Origin of the sequence: Sulfurospirillum arsenophilum NBRC 109478 (assembly GCF_000813345.1) — a bacterium.
GTDB classification, from domain to species: domain Bacteria; phylum Campylobacterota; class Campylobacteria; order Campylobacterales; family Sulfurospirillaceae; genus Sulfurospirillum; species Sulfurospirillum arsenophilum.
Genome location: NZ_BBQF01000003.1, coordinates 327,393 through 345,533, shown reverse-complemented (window position 1 = coordinate 345,533; position 18,141 = coordinate 327,393). Strand labels below are relative to the sequence as shown.

Below are 18,141 nucleotides of genomic sequence, written 5' to 3'. Positions count from 1 at the left end.
ATTACTCCTTACTAAACTCTATACAATTTCGGCCTTTTTGCTTGGCTTGATACATTGCGCTGTCTGCCGCACTAAAAATGCGCTGTTTGTCCTGTTTATCATACCCAAAAAGTGCTACGCCAATGCTTGCTGTACACTGATGAGTGATCACTTTTTCATTCCCTTCTTCATCCAGTACAATGACATAAGGAGCGCTTACATGTAAAAGTATTTTAGAAGCTATTTTCATTGCCTCTTCATGTGCATACGCTTCATCTTCATGCAAATCTCCAAGGGCAACAATGAACTCATCGCCGCCAAAACGAGCAACAACATCGCTTTCACGCATGCAACTCCTAAGCCGCCCTGCCACTTCGATGAGTAAAAGATCTCCTGCATTATGCCCAAAGGCATCATTTAGCGGTTTAAAATTGTCCAGATCAATTGCCAAAAGTGCGCCCCATTTATGATGACGTTTGGCATGAGCTAATAAGAAGGTAAACCGTTCATCAAACATCCTTCGATTTGGCAGGTGCGTTAATGGGTCGTGATACGCCAACTCACGAATCAGCTCTTCTGTTTTTTTGCGCTCCGTAATGTCCGTTGAGATACCACACAAGGCATATACACTGCCATCTTCGTTCAAAAGAGGCATTTTTGTAGAAAGGTAAGTCGTTGTCATACCTGTTAGCTTACTAACAAGAATCTCTTCACGCGTGACTTTACGCCCATACTCAATCACTTCACTATCTGTTTTTCGCATATCTTTCACGGTTTTTTCATCAAAAAAGTCTTCATCTCTTTTGCCTACGATTTCAATCCCATCACTCGTCTTTTTGTTAGCATAAATATAACGATACTGCGTGTCTTTAATGTAAATGACCGATTCAATACTCTCTAAAATCGTATTGAGCTTCGCCTCACTTTGCATCAATCCTAAAGTTCGCTCTTTAATTCTATCTTCAAGCGCTAAGTTATTGGCACGTACATAATTGATCATCTGCGTAAAATGTTCGGAAAGATCAGCAATTTCAGATGTTCCCACCGAAGAGAGATCCGTGCTATAGTCGCCCTGTTGTATTCGTTGCATCTTCACTTTCAGTTTTGAAAGAGGTCCTAAAACTAAAAAATTGAGTGCCAACCCTACACATATCAGTGATACCAAAAAGAGCAAACTCAAAATGGGCAGTACTGTAAAATTGGTAATAAACGTCAACTCCCCAGCATCAATCAATGTCAAACTAAACCAACCGATTTCTTGAATATAGGCTATTCCTAAAAGGGATTTTTTACCCTCAAAATTTACCCATAAAGTTCCGATTTTTTCTGGCTCATGTATCTGTGTTTGCATAGCTTTTTTGATACGAAGCGTATCTTTTTCATTGAAAAGTGAGTCAATCGTTTTTCGCTCCCCGTTAGGATTCGAAAAACTGTTGTAATCAATGAGTCCCGTATCTCGTGCGAGTTGAACCGCATAATTCTTATTAATAAAAAAATTATGCACACCCTCTTGCTCAATGCCAACAGACTCATACAAAAAGTGCTCGAAATCAAATCCCGTTCCAACGACTCCAACCTTTTTACCTTCGCTCTCAACCACAGCACTGATCCATACTTTAGCAGTGGGTAAATTTTGATTTTTACGAATATTCACCCACCATGGCTCGCCCCCTGCTAAGATTTTAAAAAACCATGTGTCATTGGGCTGTTCTGTTGAAAGCGTATAACTTCGTAATGCTTTATCTGTATCTTTTTCAATATCACCTTTAGTATAATTGCGCTTTGTCTTCTCATAGGCTGCAAAATAACTGTGATCTTGAAAAGTGAGACGATAGCGTTCCAAAAGAGCCAATCCCTTCTCTTGAATCGCGGTGTCTTCCTCATGCAATGCCATGGCTATAATATCAGGCTCTTTTGCCAGTTTTTGCACACGTGAGAGTTCATGTAAGAGAGGTGACAGGGTTCTGTTTTTATCAAAAATTACCTGTTTTTTAATAAAACGTTCCACCCATTTTTTGTTAATGTTCTGAAAGAGAAAATCTGAATAAATCCATACCACGCTTGAGAAGAAGATAAAAAGAACTGACATAAAAATAAAAAGTTTTCCCTTAAGACTCATTGCCATTCCCTAACCTTCCTAATCTTCATCATTATAACAATTTTTAGCAACGAATAAAAATGAATAATTGGTTTTAATTTAGACATGTAAGTATCTTTAGCTTATAATAGCACCACAATTACATAAGCTGGAACATATGAACAATCTCTCACAAGAGGCACAAGGCTACATTTACGCTATTTTGGCGTTTGTTTTTTGGGGTTTAGTGCCGATCTATTTTAAACTCGTCTCAACCGTTTCTGCAACCGAGGTTTTAACACACCGCATCATTTGGTCGGTTGTCTTATTGTGTGGGATGATTCTCTTTAGCCGTCAATTCGGTGCGTTTAAACTGCTGGTTAAAGACCTTTCCAAGATCAAATACCTCGTCCTCTCAGCGCTCTTAGTTTCAACAAATTGGCTTGTGTTTATCTGGGCTGTTGGACACGATATGATCGCAGAATCCAGTTTAGGCTATTACATCAACCCTTTAGTCAATTTTGCGCTGGGCATACTCATCTTTAAAGACCGTCCCTCTTTTTGGCAAAAAATCGCCATTGCTTTAGCGTTTATCGCTATTGTGTATCAAGTGATAACACTGGGAACGATCCCCATTATTTCACTGATGTTGGCATTTAGTTTTGCTTTTTACGGACTCATTCGCAAACAGGTCAATCTCCCTGCCCTAACAGGTCTTTACATCGAAACGCTCATTTTGTTTCCTTTAGCACTTATCTACTTTGGCTATTTAGTATTTATAGAGCAAAATGCGTTTGTGTTTCCGCCCAATGGCATTTCATGGCTTTTGATGCTTTCAGGTATCATTACCGTTGTCCCGCTGCTGTGGTTTAATGCTGCAGCCACACGGATTTCACTCATCCATCTAGGATTTTTCCAATACATTGGACCAACCGTTTCCTTTTTGTTAGCTATTTTTGTTTATGATGAGGTTTTGGTTCCTGAAAAACTAACCAGTTTCGTGCTTATTTGGATTGCACTCGCTATTTTTAGCATTGATGGATACCTGAAAAAAAGACGTAACAAAGAGGCCTAAATGAAGGTTTTGATTGTAGAAGACGATGTCAAAATTTCTGCTTTTTTAAAAAAAGGGCTAGAAGAAGAGTACTTTTGTGTTGATCTTTGTGACAATGGAGAAGATGCCATCTACCTAGCAGGTCTTGGCTCTTATGATGTCATTATTTTAGACATTATGATCCGAGGGCTACAAGGCGACCAAGTCTGTCAAAAGATACGAGAGCAAAAGATTACCATCCCCATCATCATGCTCAGCGCGAAAAGTACCATCAGCGATAAAGTTAGCCTTCTCAATTTAGGGGCAGATGATTATCTGACCAAACCTTTTAGTTTTGACGAGCTTCTCGCCCGCATTCATGTACAACTGCGTAAGCACGACCACAAAGAGCCCCTTCTTCGGGTAGGCGATCTTGAGCTAAATCCTCTTACAAAAACAGTGACACGTTCACACGAATCCATCACCCTAACAGCCAAAGAGTATGTTCTTTTGGAGTATTTGATGCGTCATAAAAATGCCATTGTGGAAGATCGTGTTTTAGAAGAGCAGCTTTTTAGTATGGAACAGAGTCTTCAAAGCAATATTCTCAATGTTTACATGTACCGTTTACGAACCAAAATTGATAAAAATTTTGAACTCAAACTCATTAAAACACATCGCAATCAAGGATACTCACTCAGTGATACGACTCTTTAAAAATCTTAAATTTAGGCTTATTGCAACACTTGGGGTTGTCTTGTTTATCCTCTTTTATGGCTTTGGACATATTGTGATTAAAACACTGGAAAACTCTTATCAACAAGCACTGGAAGCTTCACTTTTTACAGTTTTAAAAGACATAAAACATGACTTTCATGAAGATCCTGATAAAGAAATAGCGTTTGAAGAGACCAAAAAAGAGTTTGATGTACCGCTTTTATACGCACAAATTGTTGCGTATGATAGTATGTCTAATATTCCTACGATCATTCAAAGATCAGACGATAGCGAAGAAGAAACCCTCAACATAGAACCTTCCATCATTCAACAAATATTTGAGCATCCTGATGAAATAGTCTTTTCAACCATGTCCAATACAAAACTAACGCAAAAGAAAATCTATATAGGAACCATGTTCTTAGCCCAAAAAGAGTACCAAATGCTCTTTTTACAATGCGCTATGCCGTATGACAAACATACCCCTCAAATCAAGGAGATGATTTCTACCCTGTGGATCGGACTCTCTTTAGTGCTGTGCATTATTTTAGTCATTGCCTATATTTTGATCTCAAAATCGCTCTTTAATGTTCAAAGGGTTACCAATACCGCTAAAGCAATCAGTACGCAAGATTTACATTCGACCATTCCTCAAACGCACATTGCGTATGAGATTGATGATCTGATTGATACCTTTAATACACTCCTAAATGAGCTTCAACATGCGTATGCACAAGTCAAACAGTTTGGGCAAAATGCCTCGCATGAGCTCAAAACCCCACTCACCATCATCAAAGGAGAGGTCGAAGTAGGACTTCGAAAAGAGCGCACGGCAGAAGAGTATCAACATATTTTAAATAACGTTGGAAAAGAGGTCAATACGCTTCACAACGTGATTGAGAAAATCCTTTTTTTATCGAGCAGCACAAAAGCCGATCTTAAAAAGCATTTTAGTGAAGTCTATCTCGATGAAGTACTTCTGGATGCCATCCAAGAGAAAAATGCTTTAGCAGAACAAAAAAACATTGCACTGCGCATCGAGACGTTGGAGCCTCAGAACATTCAAGGGAATGCGACACTTTTAAAAATCGCCCTGAGCAATCTGATCGACAACGCTATCAAATACTCACCCAAAAACACAACCATTCACATTGCGCTTAAGCCACACGAACTGCTCATTCATGATGAAGGAATGGGTATCAAAAAAGAGGATCTTGAGCATATTTTTGAGCAGTTTTACAGAGGAGATGCAAATCAAACGACAACAGAAGGAAGTGGACTAGGACTTGCTATTGTCAAAAATATTTTTGATTTACACGATTGTACAATTGTCGTTCAAAGCCACGTCGGTAAAGGCACAAGCGTTCTTGTTTCATTTTAATCAATTCATCCTCTATTCATCTTAGCATCCTACAATCTCCTTATACTTTAAAATAAGGATGATATGCCATGCCTTTAAACCTATGGGCGTCACACAGCCAAAGAGCCATTTTACTGCTCGCTTTTGGAATCATGGCTCTTTACAATATAACATTCTTCTCAAAACTTTTTCATTTTGCAGTGAGCGAACATAATTATCTCATAGCACTGAGTGCGCCTTTTATCTTAATGCTTATGCTCGTTTGTCTCCTTAATTTTTTGCTACTTTTAACGCATAAAATGCTCTTTAAAGTGCTCATCGTAACGCTTATTTTTGCAGGAGCACTTGGTAGCTATTTTATCGATACATTTGGTACTATTATTGATGCGAACATGTATACCAACATGATGCAAACGGATAGTGCTGAGATTTTTGATCTTTTTACAACCAAGCTTTTTATCTATTTAGGATGTGCTGGTTTACTCTCATTTTGGGTACTTTTTAAAGCCCATATTTCATTTTCATTTTATACGAAAGAAGTTGGACAAAAAGCGGTCGTAGCGATTCTATCCCTTCTTATGATTACAGGGCTTTACATGAGCCTTAGCAAATCATACAGTGCCTTTTTTAGAAATCACCATGAACTAAAAATGTACCTAAATCCTGCTTATCCGATTGCTTCTTTTGCTAAATTTGTCTATGCAAAAATTCAACCTAAACCTACTTTTATGGCTATTGCAACGGATGCTACCAGACAAAACAGTGAGAAGAAAAAATTGGTTGTTTTTATCTTAGGGGAAACCGCACGTGCGCGAAATTTCTCACTCAACGGTTATGACGTTCCAACAAACCCTCTTCTTGGCAAACGAGACGATATTGTCAATTTACCTAACTTTGCATCGTGCGGTACAGCAACGGCTATCTCCGTTCCATGTATGTTTTCCAAATTTGGTAGAGCTGAGTGGAGTGATAACAAAGCTTACAATGAAAATGTTGTCGATGTGCTCTCTCGTACAGGTGTGCGTGTTATCTGGAGAGATAACAATTCAGGAGGCGACAAAGAGATCGCCAAACGCATGAGCGATGTCATACAATACGGAGGTCGTGATTTTGACAGCGTACTGCTTCAAGATTTTCAAGCCAACATCGATAAAAAGTATGAAGACACTTTCATTGTTCTTCATCAAGAAGGAAGCCACGGACCAACTTACTTTAAACGCTATCCAGAGTCTTTTAAAAAGTTTACCCCAACGTGTGACACGCAAGAGCTCGATAAATGTTCCCAAGAACAAATCGTCAACACCTATAACAACACGATTCTCTATACCGACTACATCATTAATGAGACAATCAATCTACTTAAAGCCAATGAAGATAAGTACGAAACCACCCTTATCTATTTTTCCGATCATGGCGAGTCACTCGGTGAAAATGGCGTTTACCTGCATGGGCTTCCTTATATGATAGCACCCGAAGATCAAAAACATGTACCTGCCATTTTCTACTTTGGTGATAAACTAAAAGCACAGCGCGAACGTTTACATGTAAAAGCCAATGATCGCTTTTCACAAGACAATCTTTTCCATACGCTCTTAGGTCTTTTTGCCGTTAAAACAAGTGAGTACAAGCCAAACCTAGATATCTTGCGTTAGGTTTGTGCTATACTTTTTTTCTTTACATGTAAAGAGGAAAATGTATGCAACACCCTTTTGAGCCTATTTATAATGCAAACTCGAAAGTGCTTATTTTAGGCACTTTCCCTTCTGTTAAATCACGCGAGCAGAGCTTTTATTATGCTCACCCTCAAAACCGTTTTTGGAAGGTTATTGCTTCCTTAATGAACACTTCTTTGCCCATCACCATCGAAGCTAAAAAAGCAATGCTTTTAGCGCATGGTATCGCCATTTGGGATGTTATTGAGAGTTGTGAAATCACAGGTTCAAGCGATAGCAGTATCAAAAATGTCGTGCCGATGGATTTTTCATGCATCTTGGAGCAGAGCAGTATTCAACGCATCTTTGCCAATGGTGCAACGGCTCATAAGCTGTACCAAACCTATTGCGAAGCAAAGACGGGTTTACCTATTACCAAGTTGCCCTCCACAAGCCCTGCCAATGCGGCTTTTTCGTTGGACAAACTCATCCAAGAGTGGAGCATTCTCAAAGTCTAAAAAACAATCTTTTCTCTTTTTCAAAGAGCAGTTATCTGCCTTTTTTTTAATCAACTGTGAAAATGTGTGCGTGTTATAATATGTTTCACACCAATCAAGGGAATAACTGTGGTTTCAAAACTCATCCAAGATAACAGTATCTGTATCTATTTTCAACCGATTATCTCTATTCGCAGTGCAAAAGTCATTGGAGTTGAAGCCTTAATGCGCGCCCATGATGAAAATAATGAATCGCTCTCCCCTATCTTTGTTTTTGACCAAGCCAAGAAAGAGAACCTCTCGTTTGAACTCGACAAATTTGTGCGCATCAAAGCACTTGAAACATTCAAACCCCTTCTTGAAGCCAATAAAGAACTTCTTTTGTTTCTCAACTTTGAATCACATCTGCTCGATAGTAAAATTAGCTTTCACGACTTTGCCTTTAGTTCACTTGCCAATGAGATGGGCATTCCTCCTTCGCGCATTGTCATTGAGATTAAAGAGTATCAAATAGAAGACAGCGAGCGGTTGAAACAATTCTGCGACTTTTACAAAGAGAGAGGCTTTTTAATTGCTTTGGATGACTTTGGTGCAGGCAATGCCAACTTTGATCGCATCTCGACCGTGCGTCCGCACGTCGTCAAAGTGGATCGATCCATTGTCTTTAATGTCCATCAAAATTTCATTCACAAAGAGATACTCAAATCCATCGCAAATATGTGCTTTAACATCGGAGCACTCGTTCTCGCAGAAGGGGTGGAAGAAGAAGAGGAGATACTACGTTCGCTCAAACTCGACATTGATCTTTTTCAAGGATTTTGGTTTGCCAGACCCAGTGGTTCGCATTACGATAAAGCACTTTTGGATGAAAAAATCACTTATATTGGAGCCAAACACACCCAAAATGTCAAAGCCTCCATGCAACTCAAAGAGTTTTTGATAGAGAGTGCTAAGACCTACACCCATACGATTATTGAAACGATTAAAACAACAAACAACATCAATTTATTTGGCTTTTTGAAAGAGTTTGAGATCATCGAAGCCATCTACTGTATTGATGCCCATACGGGTATCCAAGAGGGTGACACGTTTATTAGTGCTGATACCAATGACTTCTTTCAACCCGCACGTGATGGCGACAACCATGCGCTCAAAGAGTATTTTTACATTACCAAAGAGTCTAAACGAGGTAACTACCTAAGCCAAAAGTACATCTCACGCGCCTCGGGGCGTATGTGCCGAACCTTTGCTCAAAAGTTCGTCTTGAGTGGCAAAGAGAAGATTTTGTGTCTGGATCTTAAAGTACAACCACTCTAAACGTTTGGAGACCATACACTGAGTGTTGAGATATGAGAAGGTGGGCATAGCGAAGGGTTAATCAACAATGACGTACTCCAAATGCCTGCATCAACCGTTGTTGGTGCCATGATGCTGATTTGACAAGGCATCTTTGTGGACAATGCAATGCTAGGGGAAATAATATGCGAAAAACGTTGCTCTTCAATCGTTGTGTAACGTTTTGAATGCCCTGACGTACACAGTGAAGCGTTATGAAGCTCTCGTATGGTGACATTTGCTTCAGGATTATTAGGGTCTTGTATGCCAATGCGCCAAGGCTCATTATCGCATGTTCCATACGCAGAGATGTCGCCGCCAAAGTTGACCAGTGCAGACGTAATACCCATTTTTTGAAGCACTAAAATCGTTTGATCAACCGCATACTCTTTAACAATACCCCCTAAATCAATCTGCGTATAAGGGTTAGAAAAGTAAAGCGTTTCACCTTCTAGCGTCAAAGAGGAAGACGAAGCAAAAGGCTGCAAGGCTTCATGCATTTTTTTGTACGCATTCAAAGAGTCTGCACTGTTAGCCTGTTTCAGTGTTCCTGCCATTGCAACATCAAATGTACCCTGCGTCATTTGCGTATAAAAAAGCGATAAGCTTAAAATTGTGGAAAGTTCTTTGCTAAGGCTGAGTGTATCGCATGTGCGATGGTTGATGGCATAAATCTGCGAAGTTGTTTCAAAAAAACTATACTCTGTTTGTAAGCGGCGAATTTCGGTAAGCAAAGAAGAGAGAATCTTGTCTCCTTCTTGCTTGGTTTCAACATCAATTTGAATTTCACACGGTGTTGTAAAAGCTGTAAAATGAGCGAGATACAACCGTGCCCGTTTCTAAGCGGTAAGACTTGCGCTACTGCTTGTTGTTGTATCTGTATTGCCATAAGAAGCCAAAATCTTTTGCAATAATGTAGATTGCATCGTTTCAATCGAATTTTTCGTAGATGCTTGTTGCGCCGACATATCGGTGGAAGATTGAGATTGTTTCAAAGCACTTAAAAGCTCATCGGAGCTAATCGTGCCATCTTTATTGGTATCGAGTGCATCAAATACTTTACTTGAACTACTCGTCGAATCTGATGTCGTGCCTGAAAGAGCATCTACAGCACTTTGAAATTCAGATTTATCAATGCTATTGTCTTGATTAGTATCCATTGAAGTCATAAGTGATGTTGCCATCTGACTCATAATATTACCAAAATCTTGCGATGATGACATGCCACTTGCGCTACTTTGGCTGTGAACATTACTGCTACTATAAGCTGAAGATGTGGCGGTAAGAGAATTTCCTATTGTCATACTAAACTCCTTTCCATGCAAAGTACCTTTTGTATTATTGTACCCTTAAAAGAGTAACTGAAAGGTAACAATACCCTAAGAAAAAGCTTAACACTTTGGAAATTCCAAGATAAATCGTGCTCCAATCGTGACATCTTCATGGGTAATATTTTCTATCTTGATGATGCCCCCAAAGCTCTGCTTCATAATCATCGAGCAGATGTAAAGCCCAATACCACTGCCTTGCATCTTCCCTTTGGTGGTAAAATAAGGCTCAAAGATGCGCTCCATCAAAGCTTCATCAATGCCACCCGCATTGTCTTCCACACTCAAATAAATTTGCTCATCTCTGCTCCATGCCACTAAGCAGATCTGTTTTGTTGCCATCTCTTTCGTTCGAAATGCATCTTTAGCATTCGTGACAAGATTGAGGATGACTTGTTGCAATTCATTGGCGAGTCCATGCACTTTTAATGCAGGGTCGATGTTAATCGAGAGTGAAATACCCTCATTATTCAATTGGACTTCAACAATTTTGGTCGCATAAAGTACTGTTTCATACAATGAAAAGTCTTTTTTCTCTTTGTTGGGTGTGTAAAAATTCATAAAGTCATTGATGGTATTGCTCATCTGCTCGGTCAGTGACTCTATCAAACCCAAAGCACTATGAAGCTTTTCTCCACTCAATGTTCCTAATTCATGTTTGAATTTGAGGTCTAGCGTGGTGATGTTCATAACATTGAGCGGTTGGCGCCATTGATGGGCGATGTGTCCTATCATCTCACCCATCGCTGCAAGCTTATTTTGCTGAACCAGCATCGCCTCTTGCTCTTTTTGCACCTGCCTAGCTTCAACCATCTCTGTAATGTCAAAGACCGTCATGATCTTGTAAGGCCCTCCAATAATATGCTCCAAAATCCCTTCAGAGGCATACACATGAATGCACTTGCCATCTTTTCGTAAAGACTCCATCTCACCATCGTAGGCTATGGCATCGTGTTTGAGAAATGTGTCATGGTGTGCTTGCGTTATCTCTCGTAAAACTTCCGGAACAAGGAGGTTAAAATGCTTTCCGATTAACTCCGCTTCAGAATAACCGCATATCTTACTGTAAGCAGAATTGAGAGCCACAAAACGTCCCTCTTTGTCAAGAATACAAATGCCAAGATTGGCGGTCTCAAAAATCTGCTCGTAAAAAGCTTCACTCTCTTCTAGTTCGCTTTCTTCATGAAAAATACGACTCTTGAGCTCTTCCATTGTCTCGTCATTTTGAAGGTGACATTTTTGAGGCACTTCCCAAAAAAAGACAACATAGCCTTTCGTGACACCCTTTTCCAAAAGAGGATTTGCCCGAATAGACACATCAATCCATTTGCCATCTTTGGTTAGAAAAATTTCTTCTCCCTCATACGGTTTGCTCTGTAAAAAAGCTTTGTAGAGGGAGCATTGCAATAAACCTTGATTGTCATGGTGTGCATGAAACACAAAATGCCCAATTTTGCCTAAAAGCTCCGCTTCTTCATAGCCTAAAAGCTTTTGGGCAGCAGGGTTAAAATGGGTGATTTTACCATCAGCATCAAAGGCATAAAGCCCTTCTCGCATCGAATCATAAAAGCTTTTGAGAAAACTATACGACATGACTTGATTCCTTTTCTAAGGGTAAAGATACTTCAATATTTTGCCTAATAATAGGCTAAGAGCGCTACTCCAAAGATAATGCGGTAAATACCAAAACTTACAAAAGTATAACTTTGTAAAAAGCGTAAAAAGAGTTTGATGGTAAAGTACGCCGTAATAAACGCTACCACAAAACCAACTCCTAGAACAATGAGATTGTCAACATTAAATTCACTGTAATTTTTAACGATGCTATAACCCGTTGCCGCACTCATAACAGGAAATGCAAGTAAAAACGAAAACTCTGCACTGGCTTTTCGAGTCAATCCCACAAACATAGCTCCTAAGATGGTTGAACCAGCTCTGCTCGTACCTGGAACCAAGCCTGCAACCTGCGCCAAACCAATTAAAAATGCCTGTTTATAGCTTACCTTTTCGACATCATTGATAAAATGCTCTTTGGGTTTGTAGTACTTCTCAGCAATAAGGAAAACCACACCACCAATGATAAACATAGTTGCCACAACATCGACACTAAAAAGTGCTTTGATCTGCTTAGAAAATAAAAATCCAACGATACCAATCGGTAAAAATGCAACAATAATTTTCTTCCAAAGCTCAATTTTTTTGAACGTAAACTTCTCTTTGTACGCCAAAACAACCGCTAAAATAGCCGCAAACTGAATGATAATCTCATACGCCTTGGTCACACTGTCTTGCTTAATGCCTAAAAAATCTGCCGTAACGATCATATGCCCTGTCGAAGAAACGGGCAAAAACTCGGTGAAACCTTCAACGATTCCCATGATGATTGATTGTAATATATCCACGAAAATTCCTACATGTAAAATGAAAAAAGATTGTAACATAAGCCATATTAGACTTTACATGTAAAGCCAAACATGTCAGGTGTATCGGTTCAAAATTCTTGGTCAAGTAAGCTTTACTGAGTTTTAATCTTTAGTAGATTACAATACATTAAATGCTGTTGGTCTAAGGCTTAGACATACATGAAGTAGCACCTCTTTTTCACCTGCTTACCGCTTTACATGTAAACCTCACAGCACACATTTTTCACAATAAGGAAAAACAATGGGTGTTGAACTCCACAAAGATTTATTAAGTAGTATTGGTGTTGACGTTGAACGTCATGCAAAAATGATGGGCATGGGACTTGCAGGCTATCAAGCGGGTTTTATGAGCCAATCAAACCGTCCAAAAGCAATGGCATATTTTGACTGGTTTATGAGTGAGATTCAAGCAGAACGCATTGCAGAAATTAACGCGCTAAAAGCGCAAAAAAAACCTGCGGTGGGAACCTTTTGTATCTTCGTTCCTGAAGAGATTGTTGTAGGTGCAGGTGGGGCTTGTTTTGGACTGTGCGGCGGAGCAAACCCTCCCATCGCAGATGCTGAAACCGAACTGCCTCGCAACATCTGCCCACTCATCAAATCAGCCTATGGTTTTAAGCTCCAACACACTTGTGCCTATACCCAATCAGCCGATTTTATCTACGGTGAAACCACTTGTGAAGCGAAGAAAAAAACATGGGAACTCCTAGGCAAACATCATCCTGTGCATGTCATGAACATTCCGCACATGAAACGCGAACGTGATCTCAAAATGTGGCAAGAGGAGATCAAAGAGTTTAAAAAGCACATCGAAGAGGTAAGTGAGCAAAAACTCAGCCTTGCTGAGATGCTTGATGGTGTCAGGCTCATTAACGCCAAACGTGATGCGATGAAACGTCTTGATACCCTTCGTGGCATGCACCAAGATATCATGCCTATTAGCGGTAAAGACGCACTTTTCATCAGCCAAATGAGCTTTTTAGATGACCCAAAACGCTTTACTGCAAAAGTGAATGAACTCTGCGATGAACTGGATGTTCGCATTAAAAACAAAGTGAGTGTTTTCCCTAAAAATACCCCTCGCATCATGGTTCTAGGCACACCCATTGCGCCACCAAACTGGAAACTTCATACCGCTGTTGAAGGCTCAGGTGCGTGCATCATCAATGAAGAAGGGTGCATCGGTCATCGTTACTTTAAAGACAATGTAGACATCGAAGGCGTTAAAGATGAAGACGAACTCTATGAGCGTTTGATGAAACGCTACTCCAAAATCGACTGTGCCTGTTTCACGCCAAATACAGGCAGAACCGATAAAATCATCCAAATGTACAAAGACCGCAAAGCCGATGGCGTCATCTACTACACGCTCTCATTTTGTCACACGTACAATGTCGAGTCGCACCTTGTGACGGAAGCTTTAGCGAAAGAAGGCATTCCGTGCCTTGTCATTGAGTCGGATTATTCTCCTGAAGATGCAGGGCAAATTAAAACCCGTGTGGAAGCCTTTTTGGAGAGCATTACGTTTAAACAAAAAGCCGAAGCATTCGCTAACAAATAATGTTTTGGGGCGTAGATATAGGATCAACCTATACAAAAATCATCGGTATTGGTCGCGAAAAGGAGATCACCCATCATGCGGTGATCCCGACTATTTTTAACCAAGACGTCATCGTGGGCGAGTATTTGGCAGACAAAGAGGTCAAGATGCTCGTCGCCACGGGTTACGGACGGCATATGCTAGGAGACTCGCACGGTGCGCCCGTCATCTCCGAGATCAAAGCCCACGCCAAAGGGGCATACTTTTTTCACAACGAAGTTAAAACCGTCATCGACCTTGGCGGGCAAGATAGCAAAGTCATTAAAATGGGTGATGACGGTGGATTTACCGACTTTCGCATGAACGACAAGTGTGCGGCAGGAACTGGTAAATTTTTAGAAATCGCAGCCAATCGCTTAGGGCTTGATATGCAAACCTTCGCCAACGTAGGCTTTGACGCCGACAAAGAGCTCACCATTTCCAGCATGTGCGCCGTTTTCGCCGAGTCTGAGGTCATCTCACTCATCGCCAAAAAAGAGAGCTTGGCAAACATCTGCTGGGGAGTCCACGAATCCATCGCTTCGCGTTTGGCGTCCATGGCTAAAAAATTTGTGCTCAATCCAAACGACTGTATCGTCTTCACAGGTGGCGGCGCACTCAACCCTTTTTTACATCATATGCTAGAACTCAAACTAGAGCGCAAAATCCTCGTGCCCGAACATCCTCAGCTTATGGGAGCAGTGGGTGCGGCACTTTCGGGGCTTGAAGTGTTACAGTAATTTTCTTTACATGTAAAAAGCCTTGATACTATCAAGGCTCTAAAAGAGCATTTTTCCCCATACGTTTGAGTGGAAGCAGAATGTACCCAAGTACGGTTCTCTTACCTGTGATGATGTTAACCCCCGCTTCCATTCCGGGCATGATAGGCAAGTTTGGACCCAGTCTGTCTTTGGAAGCTTTGATTTTCACGGCGTAAAAAATCTCACCTTTTTGGTTGGTAAAACTGTCAGGACTGATGGAAACAAGCTCGCCTTCGATCATGCCATAACGCGCGTAATCATACGCGGTGATTTCGATGTTGGCTTTTTGTCCCATCCAGATGCGTCCACGATCAGCTGCTTTGATGTTCGCTTCGATCATCAAGCCCTCTTCAAGAGGCGTGATTTCCGCTACCTTATCACCCGGTTTGATCGTTCCGCCGACTGTGTGAAAATAAAGCACATTGACGATGCCATTCACTGGAGAAGTGATGAGAAGACGGTTTGCTCGATCAACGCTCGCTTCACTTTGTTGCGAAAGCTGGCTGAGTTTGAGGCGAACATCTTTGAGTTCATTGAGTAGTTTTGATTGAATGTCAGAACGAATGGAGCCTAGTTCATACATCGCCTCTTTGTATTTACCTTGGGTGACAGGAATGAGGTTTTTCACCTCATCGACTTGCGTGATGAGATTTTGTTTTTTGCTCATCTCAAAAAGATACTCTTTACGTGAACCCGCACCTGATTTCATCAGCTGCTCGGTAATAGAAGTATTTTCTTGTGCCATATTGAGCTCTAGTGAGAGGTTTTTTTGCCTGCTCTCTAACTCTTTAAGTTCATACTGCCTCTGTTCTACTTTTTGTTGAACGCCATTAAGACGCTCAGAATTGTTGAGCTTTTCACTGCGAAAGATTTGCAATTCATTGTGTACAATTTCAGGGTACTGCTCGGTTACATCTTTATCAAATACCAACTCTTTGTCATCTATCAAGCTCATCAATCTCTGCTCTTTAGCTTGCAAGGAGACACGATCCAAATCTTTTCCTTTGAGATCGGCTGTAAAAAAGGCTTGGTTGAGCTGATAGATCGGCTGGTTGATCGCTACATGATCGCCCTCTTTAACCAAGATTTCAGAGACGATGCCACCTTCCATATGTTGAAGGATTTTTGTCTGGCCAGAGGGGACAATTTTACCGTTTCCTCGTACCACTTCATCGATTTCGCTGAATGCCGACCACAGAAAAAATACCAGAAAAAAAAGCCCAATAGGCACAACGGTAATGTAATAATTCCAGCGTTTTTCAATCATCATTTTATTAATCATGGTTGTTTACCCTGTAATTGTCGTAATATCTCATCGCGAGCGCCATCGGCAACGATGCGACCATTATTAACCACGAGTACTCTATCGACCAGCTCAAGTGCTGCAAAACGGTGCGTGATGACGATGAGCGTTTTGTCTTTCACCATCGGTTTAAGATGTTCTACCATCTCTTTTTCAAGTCCTACATCCATACCCGTTGTTGGCTCATCTAAGACAATGATAGCAGGGTCATTGATGAGTGCCCTCGCTAATCCCACCAAATGACGCTGACCCACAGAAAGCCTGTTTCCATTTTCGCCCACTTGGAAGTTTTCACCCTCGCCTGAACGTTTGACTAACTCTTCAAGTCCTGTCATCGCAAGCAGTTTTATGAGTCTTTCTTTACCAATGTTCACACCGATTTCAATGTTCTCTTTCAGTGTTCCTGCAAATAAAAATGGCTCTTGAGGCATAATGCCAATGTTAGCACGAAGCTCCACAGGATGAATGGTGTTGATCTCATGACCGTCGATGTGAATGGTGCCTGATTGTGCGGTATCAAGCCCTGATAGAAGCCTTAGAACGGTACTTTTACCAGCACCCGTTCGACCGATAAACCCTACTTTTTCACCCGCTTTTATCTTAAACGTTGCACCCATCAAAGAAGGTGCTTTAGAACCTGAATAGGTGTAGGTCACATTGTTAAATTCGATGTCACCTTGCAAGGTTTGAATGCCAATTTCGATTGATTTTTGTGTTTCTAAAGGCAGATGCCAAAAGTTATTGATGGATTCTAAGGACTCTTTGAACTCTTTGTATTTACTCAAAATGGTTGAGATATTGACAATAGGCACCATCGCGCGCCCGACTAAAATACCCAGTGCCACAAGCGCACCTATGGTCATGTTTTTATCTTGAATTTCATAAACACCCACAACCAAAGTCAATACCGTCGCCATTTGCATCACAACAGCGGAGAGGTTCATCGCTATGTTAGAGTGCATCTGAATTTTGAGATTGATAAAATTGTAAAAATTAACCAGCTGACGCCATTTAAAAAGTCTTCGTGTAATAGCATTGGTGAGCTTTAACGTCTCGATACCTTTGATCGTCTCAAAGAGGTAGTTGTGCTTCATCTGTCCATCTTTGAAAAGCTTTTTACTCCAACTAAAAATGGTAATTTGAAACGCGAGATTGATGCCAACAATGATGAATCCGCAGGCAAATGTAACAGCTGCAATGGCAGGAGAAATAATAAAAATAACCAAAAGCGTTAAAAAAACAAAAGGTAAATCAAGCGCTAAACCAATACTTTTGGACATAAAAAAATCACGAATTTGAGCAATTTCTCGAAATAAATTGGCTTTGGAACCCGCGAGCAAATGGTCATGACCACTTTGAATGAGAAGAATGCGCTTAAGCATCTCTTCTTCTAAAATGCTACCAATGCGTTTACCCATACTTTCTAAAATGTACACCCTAGCCATTTTAAAAATCGCATCGAAAATAAAAATAAAGGCTATACCAATCGTTAAAACAAACAGTGTTTCGGTTGCAAAATTTGGGATAACCCTGTTATAGACATTCATCGCATACATAGGAATGAGAATAATAAAAAGATTGATAAACACCGTTAAAACACCTACGCGGATAATGTCAGCTTTTGCATCCAAAAGATGCTTCCAAAACCACTCTTTGTCTTTGGTTTCATGTGTCAAAATATTTTTATAAGAGACATCTTTGTAAAAAGAGAGCAGTGTGCAGAAACGTTCTTGAAGCACTTCAATGCCTACATGTTCTTGGTGTTGCGTCAGGGGATCGAGCAGTGTTGCAATGCCTTCTTCAAAAGAGGTGACAATGCCAACATCATCATTTTCAGCAATCACAATGCATGGGAAAAGATGCGAATGAACCATATCAGAAGAGAGCTCTATCTCTTCAAATTGAAGACCAAAATCTTTAGAGCCATAGCGCAAATCATCCACATTGGTTTGCTTTTTATCGTGCGCTAAAATAGTTTGGATGGTTTCAAAAGAGACATTGCCATAGTAAAAATCAAGAATGTATTTAAACGCCAGTAAGAGCGTATCGCTTTTACTATTATTTTTAATATCAGGTAAATTGGTTTGCTTATTCACA

15 protein-coding genes are annotated in these 18,141 nt (G+C 40.5%); 8 read left to right on the top strand and 7 right to left on the bottom strand.

Annotation, left to right across the window (positions count from 1 at the left end; all coding sequences use genetic code 11):
* Window position 1: 1 nt before the first annotated feature.
* A complete protein-coding gene (locus SAR02S_RS13255) occupies window positions 2–2,104 on the bottom strand; it encodes a diguanylate cyclase domain-containing protein (protein ID WP_052433590.1) in 2,103 nt (700 codons plus the stop codon).
* A gap of 130 nt (window positions 2,105–2,234) precedes the next feature.
* Between SAR02S_RS13255 and rarD the strand changes: the two genes are divergently transcribed.
* The 6 genes from rarD (at window position 2,235) to SAR02S_RS09255 (ending at window position 8,632) form a co-directional block, all read left to right on the top strand.
* Window positions 2,235–3,131 (top strand): EamA family transporter RarD, encoded by an 897-nt coding sequence (rarD, locus tag SAR02S_RS09280; protein WP_041959054.1) that lies wholly within the window; start codon window positions 2,235–2,237, stop codon window positions 3,129–3,131.
* Window positions 3,132–3,806, top strand: coding sequence for a response regulator transcription factor (locus SAR02S_RS09275; protein ID WP_041959053.1), 675 nt, complete (start codon window positions 3,132–3,134; stop codon window positions 3,804–3,806).
* Complete coding sequence (locus SAR02S_RS09270) at window positions 3,790–5,187, top strand: sensor histidine kinase (RefSeq protein WP_041959050.1); 1,398 nt, start codon at window positions 3,790–3,792, stop codon at window positions 5,185–5,187. Before SAR02S_RS09275 ends, SAR02S_RS09270 begins: the two co-directional genes overlap by 17 nt.
* Window positions 5,188–5,255: 68 nt before the next feature.
* The gene (locus SAR02S_RS09265) at window positions 5,256–6,818 is read left to right on the top strand and encodes a phosphoethanolamine transferase (RefSeq protein ID WP_041959048.1); all 1,563 of its coding nucleotides are present in this window, start codon (window positions 5,256–5,258) and stop codon (window positions 6,816–6,818) included.
* Window positions 6,819–6,862: 44 nt separating this feature from the next.
* Window positions 6,863–7,336 carry a DNA-deoxyinosine glycosylase gene (locus SAR02S_RS09260; protein ID WP_041959047.1) on the top strand — a complete coding sequence of 158 codons (474 nt, stop codon included), beginning with the start codon at window positions 6,863–6,865 and terminating at the stop codon, window positions 7,334–7,336.
* 108 nt (window positions 7,337–7,444) lie between these two features.
* Window positions 7,445–8,632 (top strand): EAL domain-containing protein, encoded by a 1,188-nt coding sequence (locus SAR02S_RS09255; protein ID WP_041959046.1) that lies wholly within the window; start codon window positions 7,445–7,447, stop codon window positions 8,630–8,632.
* Here the strand turns inward: SAR02S_RS09255 and SAR02S_RS09250 are convergent.
* The 4 genes from SAR02S_RS09250 to SAR02S_RS09235 all read right to left on the bottom strand — a co-directional run bounded on the left by SAR02S_RS09250 (window position 8,629) and on the right by SAR02S_RS09235 (window position 12,380).
* Window positions 8,629–9,477, bottom strand: coding sequence for an FAD:protein FMN transferase (locus SAR02S_RS09250; protein ID WP_041959044.1), 849 nt, complete (start codon window positions 9,475–9,477; stop codon window positions 8,629–8,631). The genes SAR02S_RS09255 and SAR02S_RS09250 overlap by 4 nt on opposite strands.
* A gap of 12 nt (window positions 9,478–9,489) precedes the next feature.
* Window positions 9,490–9,954, bottom strand: coding sequence for an EF-hand domain-containing protein (locus SAR02S_RS09245; protein WP_041959042.1), 465 nt, complete (start codon window positions 9,952–9,954; stop codon window positions 9,490–9,492).
* An 87-nt stretch (window positions 9,955–10,041) separates the two neighbouring features.
* The gene (locus tag SAR02S_RS13250) at window positions 10,042–11,571 is read right to left on the bottom strand and encodes a PAS domain-containing sensor histidine kinase (protein ID WP_052433589.1); all 1,530 of its coding nucleotides are present in this window, start codon (window positions 11,569–11,571) and stop codon (window positions 10,042–10,044) included.
* 44 nt (window positions 11,572–11,615) lie between these two features.
* On the bottom strand, window positions 11,616–12,380 hold the full coding sequence (locus SAR02S_RS09235) for an undecaprenyl-diphosphate phosphatase (RefSeq protein WP_041959040.1): 765 nt from the start codon (window positions 12,378–12,380) through the stop codon (window positions 11,616–11,618).
* A 262-nt stretch (window positions 12,381–12,642) separates the two neighbouring features.
* Between SAR02S_RS09235 and SAR02S_RS09230 the strand changes: the two genes are divergently transcribed.
* Together SAR02S_RS09230 and SAR02S_RS09225 are read left to right on the top strand one after the other, a co-directional pair.
* Window positions 12,643–13,962 carry a double-cubane-cluster-containing anaerobic reductase gene (locus SAR02S_RS09230; protein ID WP_041959038.1) on the top strand — a complete coding sequence of 440 codons (1,320 nt, stop codon included), beginning with the start codon at window positions 12,643–12,645 and terminating at the stop codon, window positions 13,960–13,962.
* A complete protein-coding gene (locus SAR02S_RS09225; RefSeq protein WP_041959036.1) occupies window positions 13,962–14,720 on the top strand; it encodes an acyl-CoA dehydratase activase in 759 nt (252 codons plus the stop codon). The genes SAR02S_RS09230 and SAR02S_RS09225 overlap by 1 nt, the downstream gene beginning before the upstream one ends.
* Window positions 14,721–14,751: 31 nt before the next feature.
* Here the strand turns inward: SAR02S_RS09225 and SAR02S_RS09220 are convergent, their stop codons facing one another.
* Both SAR02S_RS09220 and SAR02S_RS09215 read right to left on the bottom strand, forming a co-directional pair.
* The gene (locus tag SAR02S_RS09220; RefSeq protein WP_041959034.1) at window positions 14,752–16,023 is read right to left on the bottom strand and encodes an HlyD family type I secretion periplasmic adaptor subunit; all 1,272 of its coding nucleotides are present in this window, start codon (window positions 16,021–16,023) and stop codon (window positions 14,752–14,754) included.
* A complete protein-coding gene (locus SAR02S_RS09215) occupies window positions 16,020–18,140 on the bottom strand; it encodes an ATP-binding cassette domain-containing protein (protein ID WP_041959032.1) in 2,121 nt (706 codons plus the stop codon). Before SAR02S_RS09215 ends, SAR02S_RS09220 begins: the two co-directional genes overlap by 4 nt.
* Between the last annotated feature and the right edge of the window lies 1 nt (window position 18,141).

What these genes read in the sequence shown, in the direction of transcription:
- SAR02S_RS13255 (WP_052433590.1), bottom strand. Translation starts at nt 2,104, where the DNA reads ATGGCAATGAGTCTTAAGGGAAAACTTTTTATTTTTATGTCAGTTCTT.
- rarD (WP_041959054.1), top strand. Translation starts at nt 2,235, where the DNA reads ATGAACAATCTCTCACAAGAGGCACAAGGCTACATTTACGCTATTTTG.
- SAR02S_RS09275 (WP_041959053.1), top strand. Translation starts at nt 3,132, where the DNA reads ATGAAGGTTTTGATTGTAGAAGACGATGTCAAAATTTCTGCTTTTTTA.
- SAR02S_RS09265 (WP_041959048.1), top strand. Translation starts at nt 5,256, where the DNA reads ATGCCTTTAAACCTATGGGCGTCACACAGCCAAAGAGCCATTTTACTG.
- SAR02S_RS09260 (WP_041959047.1), top strand. Translation starts at nt 6,863, where the DNA reads ATGCAACACCCTTTTGAGCCTATTTATAATGCAAACTCGAAAGTGCTT.
- SAR02S_RS09245 (WP_041959042.1), bottom strand. Translation starts at nt 9,954, where the DNA reads ATGACAATAGGAAATTCTCTTACCGCCACATCTTCAGCTTATAGTAGC.
- SAR02S_RS13250 (WP_052433589.1), bottom strand. Translation starts at nt 11,571, where the DNA reads ATGTCGTATAGTTTTCTCAAAAGCTTTTATGATTCGATGCGAGAAGGG.
- SAR02S_RS09230 (WP_041959038.1), top strand. Translation starts at nt 12,643, where the DNA reads ATGGGTGTTGAACTCCACAAAGATTTATTAAGTAGTATTGGTGTTGAC.
- SAR02S_RS09225 (WP_041959036.1), top strand. Translation starts at nt 13,962, where the DNA reads ATGTTTTGGGGCGTAGATATAGGATCAACCTATACAAAAATCATCGGT.
- SAR02S_RS09220 (WP_041959034.1), bottom strand. Translation starts at nt 16,023, where the DNA reads ATGATTAATAAAATGATGATTGAAAAACGCTGGAATTATTACATTACC.